The sequence below is a fragment of the Sulfitobacter sp. TMED3 genome (genome assembly GCF_002167505.1).
Taxonomy (GTDB): domain Bacteria; phylum Pseudomonadota; class Alphaproteobacteria; order Rhodobacterales; family Rhodobacteraceae; genus Sulfitobacter; species Sulfitobacter pontiacus.
In genome coordinates this window covers 135,305-150,367 of sequence record NZ_NHBI01000003.1, presented here as the reverse complement: position 1 = coordinate 150,367, position 15,063 = coordinate 135,305, and the positions used below count along the sequence as shown (strand labels likewise).

The window sequence follows — 15,063 nt, the reverse complement described above, 5'->3', positions numbered from 1 at the left end:
TCTCCTGTTTTGCAAAAATCTGAAGGTTTAGGCGATTGTGATCTCGACCGATGCCGTTTCCGGCGATGGCACAAAGGATGGGTTTAGCGTCACAGCCCAATAGAAATATGTGCCAGCAGCGGGACTTTCGATGAAGTTGGATGGCTGACCAGCAAGGCCCGCGACATCATCGACAAAGCTGGCCCCGGCATAGCTGTCGACCGTGTTCCGGAATATCCGGGTAGCGCTGTAATTCGTAGGCGCATTGATCCAGGACAGGTTTACCGAAGACCCGGTCGCGCTACTGTCGAACTCCGTCGGCGTTGCCGGCACGGTTGGGTGTAGGCATTCGGCGAAGGCCGTGGGCGCGCCGTATTGATCAGAGGCGTTTGGGTGCGGCTTTTGGTTTGCGCGGTTTCGGGGCCCATTTCTTTGCAAGACGCTCGAAGTTATCGAGGATGCGGCCGATCTCTGCCTCATCCGGGTCGAACTGCCCCCCATACCATTCCAGCATCTGGCTGTGTTCTTCGTGCTTGGGGTCGGCTATGGCATCGAGGAAGTCAGCGTAGCCGGAGAAGCCACCCACATCCTCCGGAGGGCAAGCACCGATAGCCCTGACAAGGCGTGGATATGCGGCGCCCGCGATAGAGCCATCGATTTTCTCGATCTTGATCACGTGGTGCCAGTTGTCGCCAAAGTCATAGATGTAATGGATGGTCTTGGTTCCCACATCTTCGATCACGTCAAGCAGGCTGGTTTTGCTGGCGGGCATCGGGCCATCGTAAAAACCATCTGGGTCTGGCACGCCCCAGCCGCTGCCACCGGCTCTGAACTCATACAAGTGACTGTCAGTCCATCCCATGGCAGCCTGGATCACATCATGCAGGCGGTTCAGCTTGATCTTGAGGGGCACATCAAAGCGTCGAAGCACCTGAGGCTCGACATCGGACAATGTGACCTTGATGCGCGCGACCAGCGTCATGCAGCAATCCTCTTCAATCCCATGGCGGCCTTCCAATTCCAGGGTAACAGCTCTGGCAAGCGTGACACAGGCATCTCGGGCAGTCGCGCCAAGACGTCTGCCATCCATGCCTGCGGGTCGATGTCGTTCATCTTTGCTGTGACAATGAGGGTATACATGAAGGCTGCCCTGTCGCCACCGCGTTCAGACCCTGCAAAAAGCCATGACTTTCTGCCCAATGCGATCCCTCTGAGCGCCCGTTCGGCGGCATTGTTCGTGAGGCAGAGACGCCCGTCATCAAGGAATGCGGTGAAGGCCTCCCAGCGACCTGTGCCCTCGAGCATGTAGTTGATCGCCTTGGCAACTGGGTTGTGCTTTGACATCCGAGCCCGCTCGGCCTGCATCCAATCATGCAGATCATTGACCATCGGCGCTACCCACTGCTGGCGAGCTTCACGACGCGCTGCATCTGACAGGCCGGTGATGTTACGCTCGGCCGCAAAGATCGCATCGATCCGCGTCACAGCGTCCAGCGCGATGGGCGAGATTTCTTTTGCTACCTTTTTACCTTTGCGGGCTATGGCCTTGATGTCGGCCAGTTCAAAGAACTTGCGTCTTGCGTGGCTCCAACACAGCGCACTACGGACCGGGCCCGGGCTACGATCTGCGAGATACAAATCATTGTAGCCGCCATAGACGTCCGACTGAAGAACACCGTGCCATTCGGCCAGATGCCGTGTCGGGTGTTCTTTCCGGCGATCTGTTGAGAAGTGGAAGAGTGCGGCAGGTGGCGCACCCCCACCCCACGGTCGATCGTCGCGCACATAGGTCCACAGTCGCGCCGTTTTTGCGCCACCACGCGCCAGTAGCGGCACGGTGGTATCGTCACCATGCAAACGGCCAGCATCCAGCACGTGGCGCGCGATTAACGCATGAATGGGGGCCAGCGCCACACAGGTATGGCCGATCAGATCAGCCAAGGTGGACAGGCTCAGATCAATCCCCTCCCGTGCAATGCGCTCGGATTGCCGGTTCAAAGGTTGATGTTGTCCATACTTGTCGAAGGCGATCATCGCGATCAGTTGCGGCCCTGCCCAACCGCGCGGAATGGCGTGGAACGGGGCCGGCGGTTGGCTGATCTTCTCGCAAGCTCGGCAAGTGAACTTCTCGCGGACCGTTTGGATCACCTTCCACTGGCGGGGGATCACCTCCAGCGTCTCGGTGACATCTTCACCCATCTTTACGATCCGGTCCGAGCCACAGCAGGTGCAGGCGGCAGGTGCTTCGACGACGACCCGCTCGCGAGGCAAATGATCGGGGAACGGTTTGCGCACGGGCTTGCGTCGCGTGAAGACACGCACGGCGTTCGCCTTGTCCGCAGCATGCTCAGCTGCCAGCGCATCCTCGGTTGCGGCCGCTTCCAATTCCTCAAGCTGCAATTCCAGCTGATCAATCAGCCGCGTGCGACGCTCGGAGGTGATGCCATATTTGTCACGCCGAAGCTTGGCGATCTCCAGCTTCAATTCTTGGATCATTGCGTCTGTGCAGGAGGCCAGAGCGCGAGCCTGCGCCAATTCGGTTTCCGCAGCCTGCGCACGGGCGGTCTGCGCGGCAAGTGCAGCGCTTAATCTGGCAATTTCGGAAGCGGCGTCGGACATGGCAAATATTTACCACAGAAGCCGCTAAATACCAATAAAAACAGGCGCTTCAGCATAAATTATCCAGCCGCGTTGGGCCTTTGCGTCCAGCGTGGATTGCGCCAATCTATCCCCTCAAGAAGATAGCCCAACTGCGCCGCAGATATCGCAACAGCCGTCCCGTCTTGGCTCACCGGCCAGATGAACTTCCCCGCCTCAAGACGCTTCAAATATAACGACATGCCCACCCCGTCATGCCAGAGCAGCTTCACCAGGTCACCCTTTCGACCTCTGAAGCAAAAGATCTCGCCCGCATGCGGATCACGCCCAAGCCCCTGTTGCACTGTCAGCGCCAAAGTATTCATGCCTCGGCGCATATCCGTCACACCACCTGCAATCCACACCTTCGTTCCAGCCGGAAACGCGATCATGACCGCACCATCAAGCCGTTAAGCAGCTGCGCAGCAGCTTCCATGTCAAAACCTGACGGGATCGCCACACGACACCGCTTTCCGAGATCAATAGTCATGACAGGAGCTTGCGGCGCTGGCGCAGTGTCAGTGCCATCAGAAGCATCTTCGATCTTCATAACGCGCAAAAATTGCGGGCCAGAACCAAGCAATCCATTCTTATGGCGATAACGCCAATCATAAAGCTGAGACCGCGATACCTCATGGCGTCGTGCTACCTCCGCCACTGTCACGCCGTCGCCAAAGCTTTCCTCAACGATACGGATTTTTTCGTCATCAGACCAACGCCGGCGGCGGCCGGTATCAGAGACTGACAAAACTTGAATGCGGGGGGTGTCTTCGTGTGCGTCCATAAGGACACTCGATAAACGATCTCACAGCTCAGCAGCCAGACGGCCCTCGGCGGAGGNTTACGATCAAACGCTACCGCGACTATATCCGCCGCATTCTGCGGTCCAGCGTCGCAAAACCTCAAGGCTTATGGTCGGTGGCACGCCACCCGTGAGAACGGCGACCGCGATTACCTTTCCATCTTTAAGGCATTCCTCGATACACCGCGGCCGGCCAGCACGCTATGCTGACATCGCCAACCGGATGCTATGCTGGACATTCGTGGATTTTGTTCGCATTATGTTCTGGTTTCAAATGACCTCGGTCGGATTAATATTTAGGGTTGAGATTATATGAGCCAAGTATTCTTTGAGGAAAGGACTGAGCCTTCAACGGTGAAGGCGACTATAGTCCAAAAGTACTTTGATGCATGGTCGAAGATTATTCTTCCGACGGCACAGCGGTTTCATGGTGGAAAAATCGCTTACGTTGATTTGTATGCAGGCCCTGGCCGTTATCGTGATGGCGCTGCTTCAACACCAATACTGGTGATCGAAAAAGCCCTTGAGACGCCAAGCGTTGCGAATGCCTTAGTGACTTTTTTCAATGACCAAGACGAGAACAACACGCAGACTTTGGCAGAAGAGATTGCCAATTTGCCTGGCATCGAGGGGCTCTCCCACAAACCAACCGTGAATCAGAACACAGTTGGTGAAGACGCTGCAGATTACTTCAGTAAAACACGAAGATTTCCAACTTTTACCTTTCTCGACCCTTTTGGGTATAAAGGCCTGTCTCTGAAGCTTGTAAATGGGGTCATCAAGGATTGGGGCTGCGACTGTGTCTTCTTTTTCAACTACAATCGAATAAATGCAGGGCTAACCAATCCTGCTGTAAAAACGCACATGGATGCGTTGTTTGGCGAAGAAAGTGCAGATCGTTTGAGGGCCAAAGTTGCTGGGGCCAAACCTCATTTGCGTGAAGGAATGGTTCTTGAGGGAATGTCCACAGCACTTCGAGAAATGGGTGGCGAATTTGTCCTACCGTTTAGGTTCAGGAACGATGCCGGTCGACTTACACACCATCTGGTTTTCGTGACAAAAAACTTCAAAGGCTACGATGTGATGAAGAGCATCATGGCCAAAGCCAGTACTACGTCAGATCAGGGAGTGCCCTCGTTTGCGTATACACCCGCTGACGAGACCATGCCCCTATTGTTTGAGCTGACGAGGCCACTTGACGACCTGGGACAAATGCTTCTGCACGAATATGCTGGGTGTCAGATTTCGATGGAAGATATCTACCGCTTGCACAGTGTTAACCGCCCATTTTTGTCCAAGAACTACAAAGACGTTCTCGACGGACTGGCTAACGCAGGGAAAATTGGGACGCACAATCCAAAGGGCAAAGCTCGACGCACTGGCACCTTTGCAGACCATATCGTCGCCATTTTCCCTAAGGAGGTAAGCTGATGGCAAGTGGATCACGGATCGAGTGGACCGAGGCGACTTGGAACCCAGTGGCTGGTTGTACCATCGTTTCTCCCGGGTGCACGAATTGCTATGCTATGAGGATGGCGGCGCGCCTGGAAGCAATGGGGCAACCTAAGTATTTTGGTCTTACCCGACCGAGCGGGGGACGTTCTAAGTGGAATGGAAGAGTTAACTTGGACGACAAGGCTCTCAGTGTGCCCTATAAATGGAAGTCTGGGCGTATGATCTTCGTCAACTCGATGTCTGATCTGTTTCAAGATGCGGTGCCGCTTGAGTTTATTCAACGTGTTTTTAATGTGATGCGAGATTGCAGTCAGCACACTTTTCAAGTTCTGACAAAGAGGTCTTCTCGCTTGCTCGAATTGTCCAGCGAACTTGACTGGCCTTCCAATGTATGGATGGGGGTAAGTGTCGAGAACGCCGACTATACGTACAGAATAGACAATCTACGCCACTCGAACGCTGCGGTGAAATTTTTGAGTTTGGAGCCGCTCATTGGCGATCTTGGGGTATTAAACCTGGATCGCATCGACTGGGCAATTGCAGGAGGAGAGAGCGGACCTGGCTCTCGTCAGATGGACCCGGGATGGGTAAGGTCAATTCGTGATCAATGTATCGAAGCGAAGTAGCATTTCATTTCAAACAATGGGGCGGAGTTAACAAGAAGCGTACTGGTCGAACTCTCGATGGCCGCACATGGGATGAATTCCCGACTGCTGCTTAGGTGCATCTATTCAGATATCTGACCTTCCATATCTGGTATGATAAATTCGCCATCGAGGCCTGAAGAGCTAACCAGCCCCCCTGCTGCATTTGAATTCCAAAAAGCGACGCTGCGACTCTGTTCATCTGCTCTCAGACCGGTGGCGACCTTCATCTTGAGCCGCCCAACCCTGGGAAGCGGAATTTCATCCCAAGGTTTTTGATCATACGGCCGGGATGAGGAGGCATCGAATTCTCCAGAATACCTTTTAGGTTTTCGATGAAACTGCGGTTATAGAAATATCATCAAAACCGATTTTTGAAACTTGGGAGGCCGCCCCATCTAAGCTTTTGAATTGTCGAGGCTCGTAGGGATTCCTCGCGCTACAAAGGACAATAGGTTCTCCATTCCATTCAGCAGCAGGCCCATAGAACTGAACGGTGTAGCCGTGTTCACCTTTTACTATGCTTGCTCGATTGATCATCCCTTTCTCGATCCGGACCTTAACCATGGCTTCCAGTACGAGGTTGGTACCGTTGATACCCGAAATCATACTACTTCTCTACTATATTTAATTTCGACACGATATTCTATATTGTAACGAAATCCAATAGTCAACCACTGCTGTAACCGCGGCCCAGAAGGTTCGGTACCCCCCATTTTTGCGGGGGCCGGGCGAGTTCTCAGTGACAGTCAGCGGTCCCGCTCTTCTGCGAGGATATCTTTCTCAGGAAATTTCATAGAAATGATTTCGCCTCCAAGGACTTCGGCCAATGTCACTTGCATCTGACGGCACAAACAGCCCCCAAGCTCGACGAAAGGAATTACGCCAGACTACCCGCACCAATTTCTCGCCTACTTAGAAGGCGCCATGACGGTGCGCCGAAAATGAACATGGACATCCAATCCGACCTGACCCCTGGGACGAATCCCGGGACCAAATAGCCAAAGGATCCCTCATGTTTCACACAAAATTCAGTCACGGCGCAGAAAGCCGTGTGATGTCGCTCGGCGAATTGGCGCTGCGAGCGTTTCTCGCTGGACACGACGAAGCCCTCGGCCATGCAGCGGTTCTACTGGCGGGGCGGCGAGGCGCACGTCTGGTCAATGCCATACGCGACGGCGTCGTCCAGCCCGGACGGATGACGCGGCGCATGCAACGCCTGCTGCTTGAGCTGCGCGGAATCTTGTTCCTCGATCATGCGCCGGGCGATGACTGGGACGCTGAAGATCGGCTTGCGACTATCGCGCCCGACGATCCCATCGTGCCGGAGATCTGCCTGCTCGCGGACGGTCTCCACCAGGCTCTGCTTTCAGCCGGACTCGCCGTCGTGGCGGACGAGCATACAATCTAAAGCCCAGCGCCCAGTCCCGCATCGCCGTAGGACATCTTCGGCGATGCGAGGCGAAACGCGTCTATCACGATGCGCGGAAAATGACGCCGATGAATCAGGCAAACCAACGCCGCATGAAAAGGGAGATCATCATGCTCAACTCCAGCACCCTCGAGACAGACGAGGCGCGTTTCAACACTACCTATTTGGTGGAGCAATACTTGCGCCGCCACGGCGCAAGTCTCTGCGACCTGCTCGATGCTCTCGAAGACCCGAGCGGCTTCGCGGCGCTCTGCGATCTGCATACTGCTTACGGGCAGCCGATCCCGGATGTCGAAGTCGTCGAGTCCGCATTGCGGAACATCCACCGCGTCCTGGCCGAACAGCTACCGTCATCGCTCGATCGGATTGGTCATGAGCGGCGCCTGTCGGCCGCCGACATGACGCGGTGGCATGGCGCGCGCGTCAGCGAGCTTCTCGCACGGTGCCGCGATGTCGCCTGAAACCAGGTTACGCTGTGGCCTTCAGGTGGCACGAGGACGCCGCCTGAGCGCCTACCCCGATGAATTCGGGATGGAGCAGGATATCTGCGACGTGACGCTATGGCTCATTGAGAAGCACAGCCTGTCTCGTGTTCGCATATGGATCGACCGGCATTACACGCAATTCGGTCGGAAGCTTGCTGACTTGACCGTTGTGGCCTCTCCAAGCCATCCCGCGCGGTTGACCGATGCGGCACACGAAGCTTTCCTCGCTCTCGGTTACACGATCGCAGATACCGGCGCCGATACGTATGCCCACCCGTCCTGCTTTGGTCATCATTCTAAACACGATGTCCTGCGCGCCTATGGACGGATCGAAGCGGCCGTCAGGGCGTCGCGGGCGACCAACTGACAAAGAGCCGTTGACCGCCTCAAGTCGGTGGTCGACGGACACCCCCCCTCATTCCTGCATGGGAAGTTGGCTGTTTTGCGTTCCATAGGTTCCGATGAGGTCAAGACAGAATGCTTTCGAGCTCATTGTACAGTTCATCGCCATTTTCGCGCATCTGAAAGCCTATGCGGTGGGGCCTGCGGCTGGTATCAACTTCAAACAGAAAAATTCAGAACGCAGCAAGGCAGGCCAGTCCAGATGTGACCGAACATACCACTCGAAATCTGACACACCTACCAGTATCCAACCCTCCGCCGGCGCCGCGCGAGACTGTATTCTCTTATCTTTCTCGCCTCGCTGCCACGTGGGACACAGATGTCTCCGAGGTTGCCAACGATATGGGCACCTCCTTCAAACGGTTTCTTGAGCAAGGGCCCGAAGCGTTCGAAGCCCTTGCGACATGGGCTGACCTTGAGTCGGGGCAATTGGAGGAAATGCTCTCTTGGACCGGTGTTCGGACGGGTAACGTACGCATGACGTTCCGTAGCGAGGTCTTCGTATCGCGTGCGCTTCGCAATCCAGTCATGAGAGGGTGCCCAGTCTGCCTGCGAGAAGACACCATGCAAAAGGACGGTTCGTCGTCCGCCACCATGGTAATGCGTGGTGACTGGCAGATGCGCGAAGCCAACATCTGCCTTCAGCACAACCACCCGCTGGTAAAGCTCTGGTCATCCGATCGCCCGAGGGAACGCTACGACATCGCAGCGCGCCTCTTCGAGATTAAAGACAGCATCCTCGCGGGAAAGTATGACCTGACAGTAGTGGAACCCACGCCGTATGATATCTGGCTTGATGGTCGTCTTCAGGATGGCCGGGACGAAACGTGGTTCTCGGGCCACCCTCTGTTCGCCGCGACGACCTTCTGCCGCCTCTTGGGTCAGGCCATTCTTCAGGATGAGGACGACGAGGCAGGCCTACCTCCCGGCGCACATAACGCAACGGGCTTCGAGATCGCAAAACTGGGCGAGCATGCCGTGCGCGAGACCTTGGCAAAGATTGGAGGCAACTGCGATGGCGAACCTTACAAAGCTTACGGATTGTTGTTCTTGCGCCTCAATGATGAGTACGTTGAAGATGAAGGGTTCGCCCCATACAGAAAATTGCTGCGAGATATAGTCCTTGATCACTGGCCTTTTGCCGCCGGAAAGAAACTTTTGGGGGAGGTCGTTGAAGAGCGGCGCCTTCACTCACTAACCACAGCATCACAAGAAACGGGCATTGGGCACGGGGCCATCGCGCACTTCTTGGTCGAGGCGGGGGCGATTCCCCTCGATGATGACAGACCCCCTCGTCGCCGCCTGTTTGACGCCAGAAAATACGCCGGTCTCCTTAGCGAAATTCCGACTCTCGTCGGGCCGATCGCCATGCGCGAGGCAATCGGCGCGACCAAGAAGGAGCTGGAAGCCTTTGAAAAGGAAGGTCTCCTGATTCCGCGAACCAAGGTGGCCAAGGTCAAAAACCCGTGGCGAATTTCCGATGGAGTTGATTTTGTCGCGGGCCTTTGCGAGAGGGCAAAGCCGGTTGAAGATCACGACCCAGATTGGGAAACACTCCTGCTCGCCCGCAAACGGACCCGGGTGAGCTTGCGGGACCAGATCGATGCCATTCACGACAACCAACTGACTCTCGGGAAGCGAGCCGCGGTGCGCGGCCTCCATGGGCTGGTCGTCAAAAAATCCGAAATAGATCGCCTTCACGCAGCGCAGCTTCAAGATGAAAATGTCGTCAAAACAGAGCCGCGCGGGGCGATGAGCGCCGCAGAATTCGGCCGAGACATCGGGCTACGAAATCACGGGAACTTCATCTCCTTGATCGAAGCAGGCCATACTCCGGCTTTTCGAGAAACGAACCCCAAGACTGGACGCCAACAGTACCAGCTATCAGCTGAAGATATCGCATCCTTTTATGGGCGCTTCGTGACGCTAACCACCCTTTCCAGGGAGACGGGGCAACATCGCAATACTTTAAGGAGGCTGCTTGAAGCTTCGGACGTCGGTCCCTTCGCCCCTGGTGGCCAGGACTTCGGCCAAGTCTTCTTACGGGCAGAGGCGGTCAGGGCGTTTAGGTAGCTTCTTTCCAGCGAACCTGAATGCGATAGCTCGGCGATGCCGAGCGGAAATTGCTAAAATAGCGAAACCTCAAAAGATATATGGATATCATACCACTAAGTGAATTCCCGCGATCTCAAAGGAATTCTCTTGACATGGATTCGCACGAAAAGCCGTGTTTTGCGCACTCATATGCCCCCTCGGCACAAACTCGGTGCGTCTGGCGATCCCGGGAGGACTCGAACCCCCAACATCCTGATTAGAAGTCAGGTGCTCTATCCAGTTGAGCTACGGGACCACTCAGGTCATCTCATAGCCAGTTTGCGTAGGATGAGCAAAGCAAAATCTACCCGCAATCCCCATGATATTGCCATCACGTATCTCCTCTTTCGATAGTGTAAATCACCAACGGCTCCGCACAGGGACCCAATACTTATTGATCTTTCGGACTTAGCCGTCGACGATCCCAGGTGATACCGGCACGCACAACACGCGCCGGCGCGCCCACAGCCAAGCTATGTGCGGGGATAACCCCAAGAACCATGGAGCGGCTACCGATCACTGAATGCTGCCCTATCTGCGCTCCTTTCATGATCCTGACACCATGGGCCAACCAGACATGATCCCCGATTTCGATATCTTGGGGCGGGTTGATCCGCTCCCCCGTTTCTACGTCAAGGATCGAATGCATATCACTGACATCCATGGTGATATCCCCGGACAGCATGCAATCCTCTCCAATCGTAATCGCGCCCGCTTCGTGGAGACTGAGGTGAGCCATCATGATCGAGGTGCGATCGCCGATGCGAATATGCGTATCACGCGCGCGGCATCGAAATGACCCCGCCAAACGACAGCCCGCGCCAATATAGACGGCGCTCTCGTGATTCCTTAGCTCAACCAAGCCACCGGAGATCACAGTACCCTCGCCGATCACCACGTGGTTATTGCGCCCGTATATATTAATCTGCACCCCTTCGGCGCAGGTAGCTGTTGGCGATATATCTACCTGATTGTTTTGACCGTTATCCGTCACCAAAACGCCAAGATGCGTTTTGCTCACCTATGTCACCTCCCGTAAAATCCGAACAAAAATTCTGTTGTAATGCTGAGTAAACTTAACCTCCCCTTAAGAGTGAGCGTGCTGATCTAGAGCTCTATCAACGCAACATAGAATCGAAATGATTGATTTTGTATAAACAGCTCAAAGCTCTCTTTGCCCGCTATATCGCCGCCCACCTAAGGGCCGTGGGGCGTCCAATGCACATTACGGACCCGTCCGGTGCCACGGTGGGTGCCGTTGATGTATTTGCCGTAAATGACGGGAACTTGAGGCTGGCGGGCTGGACGTTCGCGGATGATATCGTGCTGCATATGAACGGCGTAAAAGTAAGCGCTAAAGCTGACTTGATCCGTGACGACGTGACCAAAGCCTATGGTGGCCCGCGACGGGTCGGGTTCGACCTGACCACGCCGCTTGGCCCGACAGGCTTGCAAGAAATCGGGCGGTTTGGGGTCGAATTTCACCGTGTTCGCAATGGCACCTGGACAATTGCGGGAAGTCTAGAACTCCCTCACCTTTGGTTGGTTCAAGCGCGATTGGTAATCAAATTCGTCATCGCGCTGATGCTGCAGTTGCCTGCCTATGGCGGCTGGCGCGTCAAACGGGACCCCGCTTTTCGCACGCGGATCAAACGGGGGCTAGGGCTATGCCCCATCCACCATGCGCGCGAGCTTGACCCTGACCTTTTCCGCGCCAATACGCCTCCCCTCACAACGGCATCGGTGACGATAATACTGCCGGTATTCAACGCGCATGACCTACTGAAAGAGGCGCTGCGGCGCGTCGTCGACAATACCGATCTTCAGTGGCGCATTATTCTGATCGAAGATTGCTCAACCGATAAACGGATTCTACCGTTGCTGCGCGCGTGGTCTTTGGCACACAATGACCGTGCGACACTGCTTGAGAATGATCAAAACCTTGGGTTTGTAAAAAGCGTAAACAAAGGCTTGCGCTATGCACAACGCTGGCACGACACGGTTATTTTACTGAATTCTGACGCCCTGGTCCCAGCGAACTGGGCGAGCCGCCTTATCCGTCCCCTCGTTGAGTATCCACGCGCCGCCACTGTAACCCCAATGTCCAACGACGCGGAAATTTTTACCGCCCCCCTCATCTGTGCTCCCCAAAAACTTGCCGCCGGACAGGGGGATCTTATAGATGTGACCGCCGCGCAGCTTAACCCGCAAAGCTATCGCGTGGCCACGCCGACCGGGGTGGGATTTTGCATGGCGATAAATCCCAGCTATCTCAGAACTGAACCGCAATTGGATGTCAGTTTTGGTCGGGGATACGGCGAAGAGGTCGATTGGTGCCAGCGCATCAGAGCAGCGGGCGGACAGCATTATTGCGCCGTCAACCTTTTCGTAGAGCATCGCGGCGGACAAAGTTTCGGATCGGAAGAGAAGAAGCGTCTTATCGCGAAAAACAACGCTCTAATTTCAAAACGTTATCCCGAATACGATAGAGATGTGCAGCAGTTCATTGCCTCTGACCCATTAAAATCGCCCCGGCTCGCTTTGGCATTGGCTTGGCTCGGGGCACAAGACACGTATCCCGTCTCGATATATATCGCACACAGCATGGGTGGCGGCGCTGAATCGTATCTGCAACATCGGGTGAAATCGAAACATCACGCGTTGGGCCGCGCCGCTGTCGTAATCAGGGTCGGCGGTGCCATGCGATGGCAAATCGAATTGCATTGCCATGACGGTATAATCTCCGGCGGGATCAACAACCTCGACTACGTCAAACAACTTCTACACCCCATAAAACGGCGACGATTAATCTATTCCTGCGCGGTTGGGGATCAAGATCCGCTGACTATTCCAAGTGCAGTTCTAGAATTGAGCCAAACCGGCCAACAGGTGATAGAGTTTCTCTTTCATGACTACTTCGCAATCTCGCCCAACTACACTCTTCTGAACGATCAAGGAGTGTACGATGGCCTACCTCCACCTCACCTAAATGCCCCAGCAACCACAGGTGCACCGATAAGCATGATTCGGTGGCAAAGCGAGTGGGGAAAACTCCTGACCGCATCCCAAGAGATCGTGGTATTTTCTAAAAATAGCAAAGAAATTGTGCGCGCAGCATTCCCCAACTGCGCCGATAAAATTCAAGTTGCACCGCATAGAATTTCAGACGCCGTGCCCCGTATCCCTCGGCCCCTCAGCCCAAAGCGCCCGGTGATCGGTGTATTGGGCGACATTGGTCTTCAGAAAGGCGCACAGATCATCAGCCGAGCCGCTGATGCGATAGATGCGCAAGGTGTCGGTCTGGTCATCGTCGGGAATTTCGATCCCGCCATTCCCCTCCCCCCCTCGGTGCCTATCCATGGAAGATATACCATATCAGATCTGGGAAAAATTGCCGCCCGATACGGCGTGACAGATTGGTTAATACCTTCCGTGTGGCCGGAGACATTCTCGTTTACCACGCACGAAGCTCTGACATCCGGTTTGCCCACCCATGCGTTCGCAATTGGTGCTCAGGGCGAAGCAGTTACCAAAGCTGAAAACGGTTTCCCTATTCCCTACTCAACCCAACAGGATTTGGCGGATATTCTGCTGTCTCACGTTAAAAATCACATCACCAAAACCTGGGCGGTGGCCTCATGAGCCAGATCTCAGTGCCCCTAAAATTTTTGCGAAACAATGGCATCGAGGTACTGAACCGGGGTGCTACGTCGATCAACCTCCCCAGACATACCGTGCTCGAAGCCCCGGGGAGCCTGAAATGGACACAGTATGAACACTCGTTAGAGATGGGTACGTTCTCGTATCAAGTCTCGGGATACTGTTTTGCCGCACGCATCGGCCGATATTGTTCATTCGGCGAATCCGTTCAGATAGGTCGGCAAAACCACCCATTGGACTGGGTATCCACAAGCCCCGCTTTCTATCTTGGGGACCGAGTATTCGAACTTGGCGACGGTTTTGAGGCAGCCGAACATTACCACAATTATAGGACAGGTCACAGCAAGCCGCCCACCAAGGTAAAAATCACTACAATTGGAAATGATGTATGGATCGGACACGGTGCGTATATCGCCGCCGGGGTCACCATTGGCGACGGCGCAATAATCGGTGCGCATTCGGTCGTGACCCGTGACGTTGCCCCTTATGCAGTCGTCGCGGGGAATCCGGCCACTCTCAAACGAATGCGCCTACCGCCGAGCTTCATCAGTCTCATGTTAAAGTGCCGCTGGTGGCAGTTTGCGCCGTGGCAAATGGACCACCTTGATCCGTCGGATGTGCTGGAATTCTGTAGAGGGGTAAACTCAATGCTCAAAGATGTCGCGTCTTTCGCACCCCCGACGCTGGATCTGCGATCGGAAAACATTCAGTGAAAAAAGTCGCATTTCTACATATTCCCAAAACCGCAGGCCAATCTGTGCACTCGGAGCTCACTAAAATTTATGGCAACGCTCGAACCTCTCCTGTTCGCGTTCACCACCAAGCTTCTTCAGACGGTCAGTTTCCCAACGGGTATGACCTTTACTCGGGTCACCTAGATTGGTGCCGCCTTCGTGAGACCCAGACAGATACCTTTGCGTTCACGGTACTTCGCGATCCATTTGAAAGGATCGCTTCTTTCTATTTTTATCTAAGAAATAAAGCCTCACGCCTCACGGACAGCCTGCTTTCATCGCCTGGGCATACGGGGTTGTACAAAGTAAAAAATTGCTCCCCCGCCGCATACTTCTTTGGCGGAAGTCCTGCTTGGCAACAGTTCATTAAGGATCACTACGACAATTTTTACTGTAGCTATCTCGCCACCGGGAAAGTTCGCGGGGCGGCCGAGGTCTGCCATTTCTCGAAAGATATGCTTGTTGGTCAAGCGATAGGCGGCGCGCGGAAACTAGATAGGGTTTATCGCTTAAGCAGTTTAAATCTGCTTGAAAATGACATTCAAAACCTAACGGGGTGCCGTCCTTCGATTGTGAAAACGCGCATCAATGTTGGGCCAAAAGGCGTTCAGACAAGCCGTTGGCAAGATCTAATGACTCTGATCAATGATAAACCGGCACAGGAAAGGCTGGCTGCGTTTGCTGAGGCTGACATAGCCTTGCTTGATCACCTCAAAGACGAGGGCTTGTTAAGCTAACA

General features: G+C 54.7%; 15 protein-coding genes, 1 tRNA gene and 1 pseudogene. 9 read left to right on the top strand and 8 right to left on the bottom strand.

Features of this window, described 5'->3' with window-relative positions:
* Positions 1 to 27 precede the first annotated feature (27 nt).
* The 5 genes from CBB63_RS00895 to tnpA are packed head-to-tail and all read right to left on the bottom strand — an operon-like array spanning position 28 to position 3,400.
* Positions 28 to 312, bottom strand: coding sequence for a hypothetical protein (locus CBB63_RS00895; protein ID WP_286697802.1), 285 nt, complete (start codon positions 310 to 312; stop codon positions 28 to 30).
* A gap of 46 nt (positions 313 to 358) precedes the next feature.
* Complete coding sequence (locus CBB63_RS00890; protein WP_009827082.1) at positions 359 to 961, bottom strand: plasmid pRiA4b ORF-3 family protein; 603 nt, start codon at positions 959 to 961, stop codon at positions 359 to 361.
* Positions 958 to 2,598 carry an IS66 family transposase gene (gene tnpC, locus CBB63_RS00885; RefSeq protein WP_009827281.1) on the bottom strand — a complete coding sequence of 547 codons (1,641 nt, stop codon included), beginning with the start codon at positions 2,596 to 2,598 and terminating at the stop codon, positions 958 to 960. The genes CBB63_RS00890 and tnpC overlap by 4 nt, the downstream gene beginning before the upstream one ends.
* 59 nt (positions 2,599 to 2,657) lie before the next feature.
* The gene (tnpB, locus tag CBB63_RS00880; protein WP_009827084.1) at positions 2,658 to 3,008 is read right to left on the bottom strand and encodes an IS66 family insertion sequence element accessory protein TnpB; all 351 of its coding nucleotides are present in this window, start codon (positions 3,006 to 3,008) and stop codon (positions 2,658 to 2,660) included.
* Positions 3,005 to 3,400: an IS66-like element accessory protein TnpA gene (gene tnpA / locus CBB63_RS00875; protein ID WP_009827085.1), complete on the bottom strand. Its 396-nt coding sequence runs from the start codon at positions 3,398 to 3,400 to the stop codon at positions 3,005 to 3,007. Before tnpA ends, tnpB begins: the two co-directional genes overlap by 4 nt.
* A gap of 330 nt (positions 3,401 to 3,730) precedes the next feature.
* On the opposite strand from tnpA, the gene CBB63_RS00870 reads away from it, so the two are divergent.
* Together CBB63_RS00870 and CBB63_RS00865 are read left to right on the top strand one after the other, a co-directional pair.
* Positions 3,731 to 4,849 carry a three-Cys-motif partner protein TcmP gene (locus CBB63_RS00870; RefSeq protein WP_286697801.1) on the top strand — a complete coding sequence of 373 codons (1,119 nt, stop codon included), beginning with the start codon at positions 3,731 to 3,733 and terminating at the stop codon, positions 4,847 to 4,849.
* Positions 4,849 to 5,594: pseudogene (locus CBB63_RS00865) on the top strand (DUF5131 family protein). Before CBB63_RS00870 ends, CBB63_RS00865 begins: the two are co-directional and overlap by 1 nt.
* 247 nt (positions 5,595 to 5,841) lie before the next feature.
* Here the strand turns inward: CBB63_RS00865 and CBB63_RS00855 are convergent.
* A complete protein-coding gene (locus CBB63_RS00855; RefSeq protein ID WP_286697798.1) occupies positions 5,842 to 6,126 on the bottom strand; it encodes a hypothetical protein in 285 nt (94 codons plus the stop codon).
* 406 nt (positions 6,127 to 6,532) lie between these two features.
* On the opposite strand from CBB63_RS00855, the gene CBB63_RS00850 reads away from it, so the two are divergent.
* The 4 genes from CBB63_RS00850 to CBB63_RS00835 all read left to right on the top strand — a co-directional run bounded on the left by CBB63_RS00850 (position 6,533) and on the right by CBB63_RS00835 (position 9,909).
* The gene (locus CBB63_RS00850) at positions 6,533 to 6,928 is read left to right on the top strand and encodes a hypothetical protein (protein WP_286697797.1); all 396 of its coding nucleotides are present in this window, start codon (positions 6,533 to 6,535) and stop codon (positions 6,926 to 6,928) included.
* An 80-nt stretch (positions 6,929 to 7,008) separates the two neighbouring features.
* Positions 7,009 to 7,410 carry a hypothetical protein gene (locus CBB63_RS00845; RefSeq protein ID WP_286697796.1) on the top strand — a complete coding sequence of 134 codons (402 nt, stop codon included), beginning with the start codon at positions 7,009 to 7,011 and terminating at the stop codon, positions 7,408 to 7,410.
* Positions 7,411 to 7,480: 70 nt separating this feature from the next.
* Positions 7,481 to 7,801, top strand: a complete 321-nt coding sequence (locus CBB63_RS00840; RefSeq protein ID WP_286697795.1) for a hypothetical protein — start codon at positions 7,481 to 7,483, stop codon at positions 7,799 to 7,801.
* Positions 7,802 to 7,965: 164 nt separating this feature from the next.
* The gene (locus CBB63_RS00835; protein ID WP_286697794.1) at positions 7,966 to 9,909 is read left to right on the top strand and encodes a TniQ family protein; all 1,944 of its coding nucleotides are present in this window, start codon (positions 7,966 to 7,968) and stop codon (positions 9,907 to 9,909) included.
* A 200-nt stretch (positions 9,910 to 10,109) separates the two neighbouring features.
* Here CBB63_RS00835 and CBB63_RS00830 read toward each other — a convergent pair.
* A tRNA-Arg gene (locus CBB63_RS00830) sits at positions 10,110 to 10,186 on the bottom strand.
* A 135-nt stretch (positions 10,187 to 10,321) separates the two neighbouring features.
* A complete protein-coding gene (locus tag CBB63_RS00825; RefSeq protein WP_286697793.1) occupies positions 10,322 to 10,951 on the bottom strand; it encodes an acyltransferase in 630 nt (209 codons plus the stop codon).
* A gap of 128 nt (positions 10,952 to 11,079) precedes the next feature.
* Here CBB63_RS00825 and CBB63_RS00820 point away from each other — a divergent pair, with 128 nt between their 5' ends.
* From CBB63_RS00820 to CBB63_RS00810, 3 genes are read left to right on the top strand one after another with little or no spacing between them, the layout of a single operon-like run.
* Positions 11,080 to 13,572 (top strand): glycosyltransferase, encoded by a 2,493-nt coding sequence (locus tag CBB63_RS00820; RefSeq protein ID WP_286697792.1) that lies wholly within the window; start codon positions 11,080 to 11,082, stop codon positions 13,570 to 13,572.
* Complete coding sequence (locus CBB63_RS00815) at positions 13,569 to 14,303, top strand: CatB-related O-acetyltransferase (protein ID WP_286697791.1); 735 nt, start codon at positions 13,569 to 13,571, stop codon at positions 14,301 to 14,303. The genes CBB63_RS00820 and CBB63_RS00815 overlap by 4 nt, the downstream gene beginning before the upstream one ends.
* Entirely contained in the window at positions 14,300 to 15,061 is a 762-nt protein-coding gene (locus CBB63_RS00810) for a sulfotransferase family 2 domain-containing protein (protein ID WP_083779625.1), read from the top strand. The genes CBB63_RS00815 and CBB63_RS00810 overlap by 4 nt, the downstream gene beginning before the upstream one ends.
* The last annotated feature ends 2 nt before the right edge of the window (positions 15,062 to 15,063 follow it).

Excerpts from the sequence above, each read along its gene's own strand:
- CBB63_RS00890 (WP_009827082.1), bottom strand. The coding sequence starts at position 961 with ATGACGCTGGTCGCGCGCATCAAGGTCACATTGTCCGATGTCGAGCCT.
- tnpC (WP_009827281.1), bottom strand. The coding sequence starts at position 2,598 with ATGTCCGACGCCGCTTCCGAAATTGCCAGATTAAGCGCTGCACTTGCC.
- tnpB (WP_009827084.1), bottom strand. The coding sequence starts at position 3,008 with ATGATCGCGTTTCCGGCTGGAACGAAGGTGTGGATTGCAGGTGGTGTG.
- tnpA (WP_009827085.1), bottom strand. The coding sequence starts at position 3,400 with ATGGACGCACACGAAGACACCCCCCGCATTCAAGTTTTGTCAGTCTCT.
- CBB63_RS00870 (WP_286697801.1), top strand. The coding sequence starts at position 3,731 with ATGAGCCAAGTATTCTTTGAGGAAAGGACTGAGCCTTCAACGGTGAAG.
- CBB63_RS00855 (WP_286697798.1), bottom strand. The coding sequence starts at position 6,126 with ATGATTTCGGGTATCAACGGTACCAACCTCGTACTGGAAGCCATGGTT.
- CBB63_RS00850 (WP_286697797.1), top strand. The coding sequence starts at position 6,533 with ATGTTTCACACAAAATTCAGTCACGGCGCAGAAAGCCGTGTGATGTCG.
- CBB63_RS00845 (WP_286697796.1), top strand. The coding sequence starts at position 7,009 with ATGACGCCGATGAATCAGGCAAACCAACGCCGCATGAAAAGGGAGATC.
- CBB63_RS00840 (WP_286697795.1), top strand. The coding sequence starts at position 7,481 with ATGGAGCAGGATATCTGCGACGTGACGCTATGGCTCATTGAGAAGCAC.
- CBB63_RS00835 (WP_286697794.1), top strand. The coding sequence starts at position 7,966 with ATGCGGTGGGGCCTGCGGCTGGTATCAACTTCAAACAGAAAAATTCAG.
- CBB63_RS00815 (WP_286697791.1), top strand. The coding sequence starts at position 13,569 with ATGAGCCAGATCTCAGTGCCCCTAAAATTTTTGCGAAACAATGGCATC.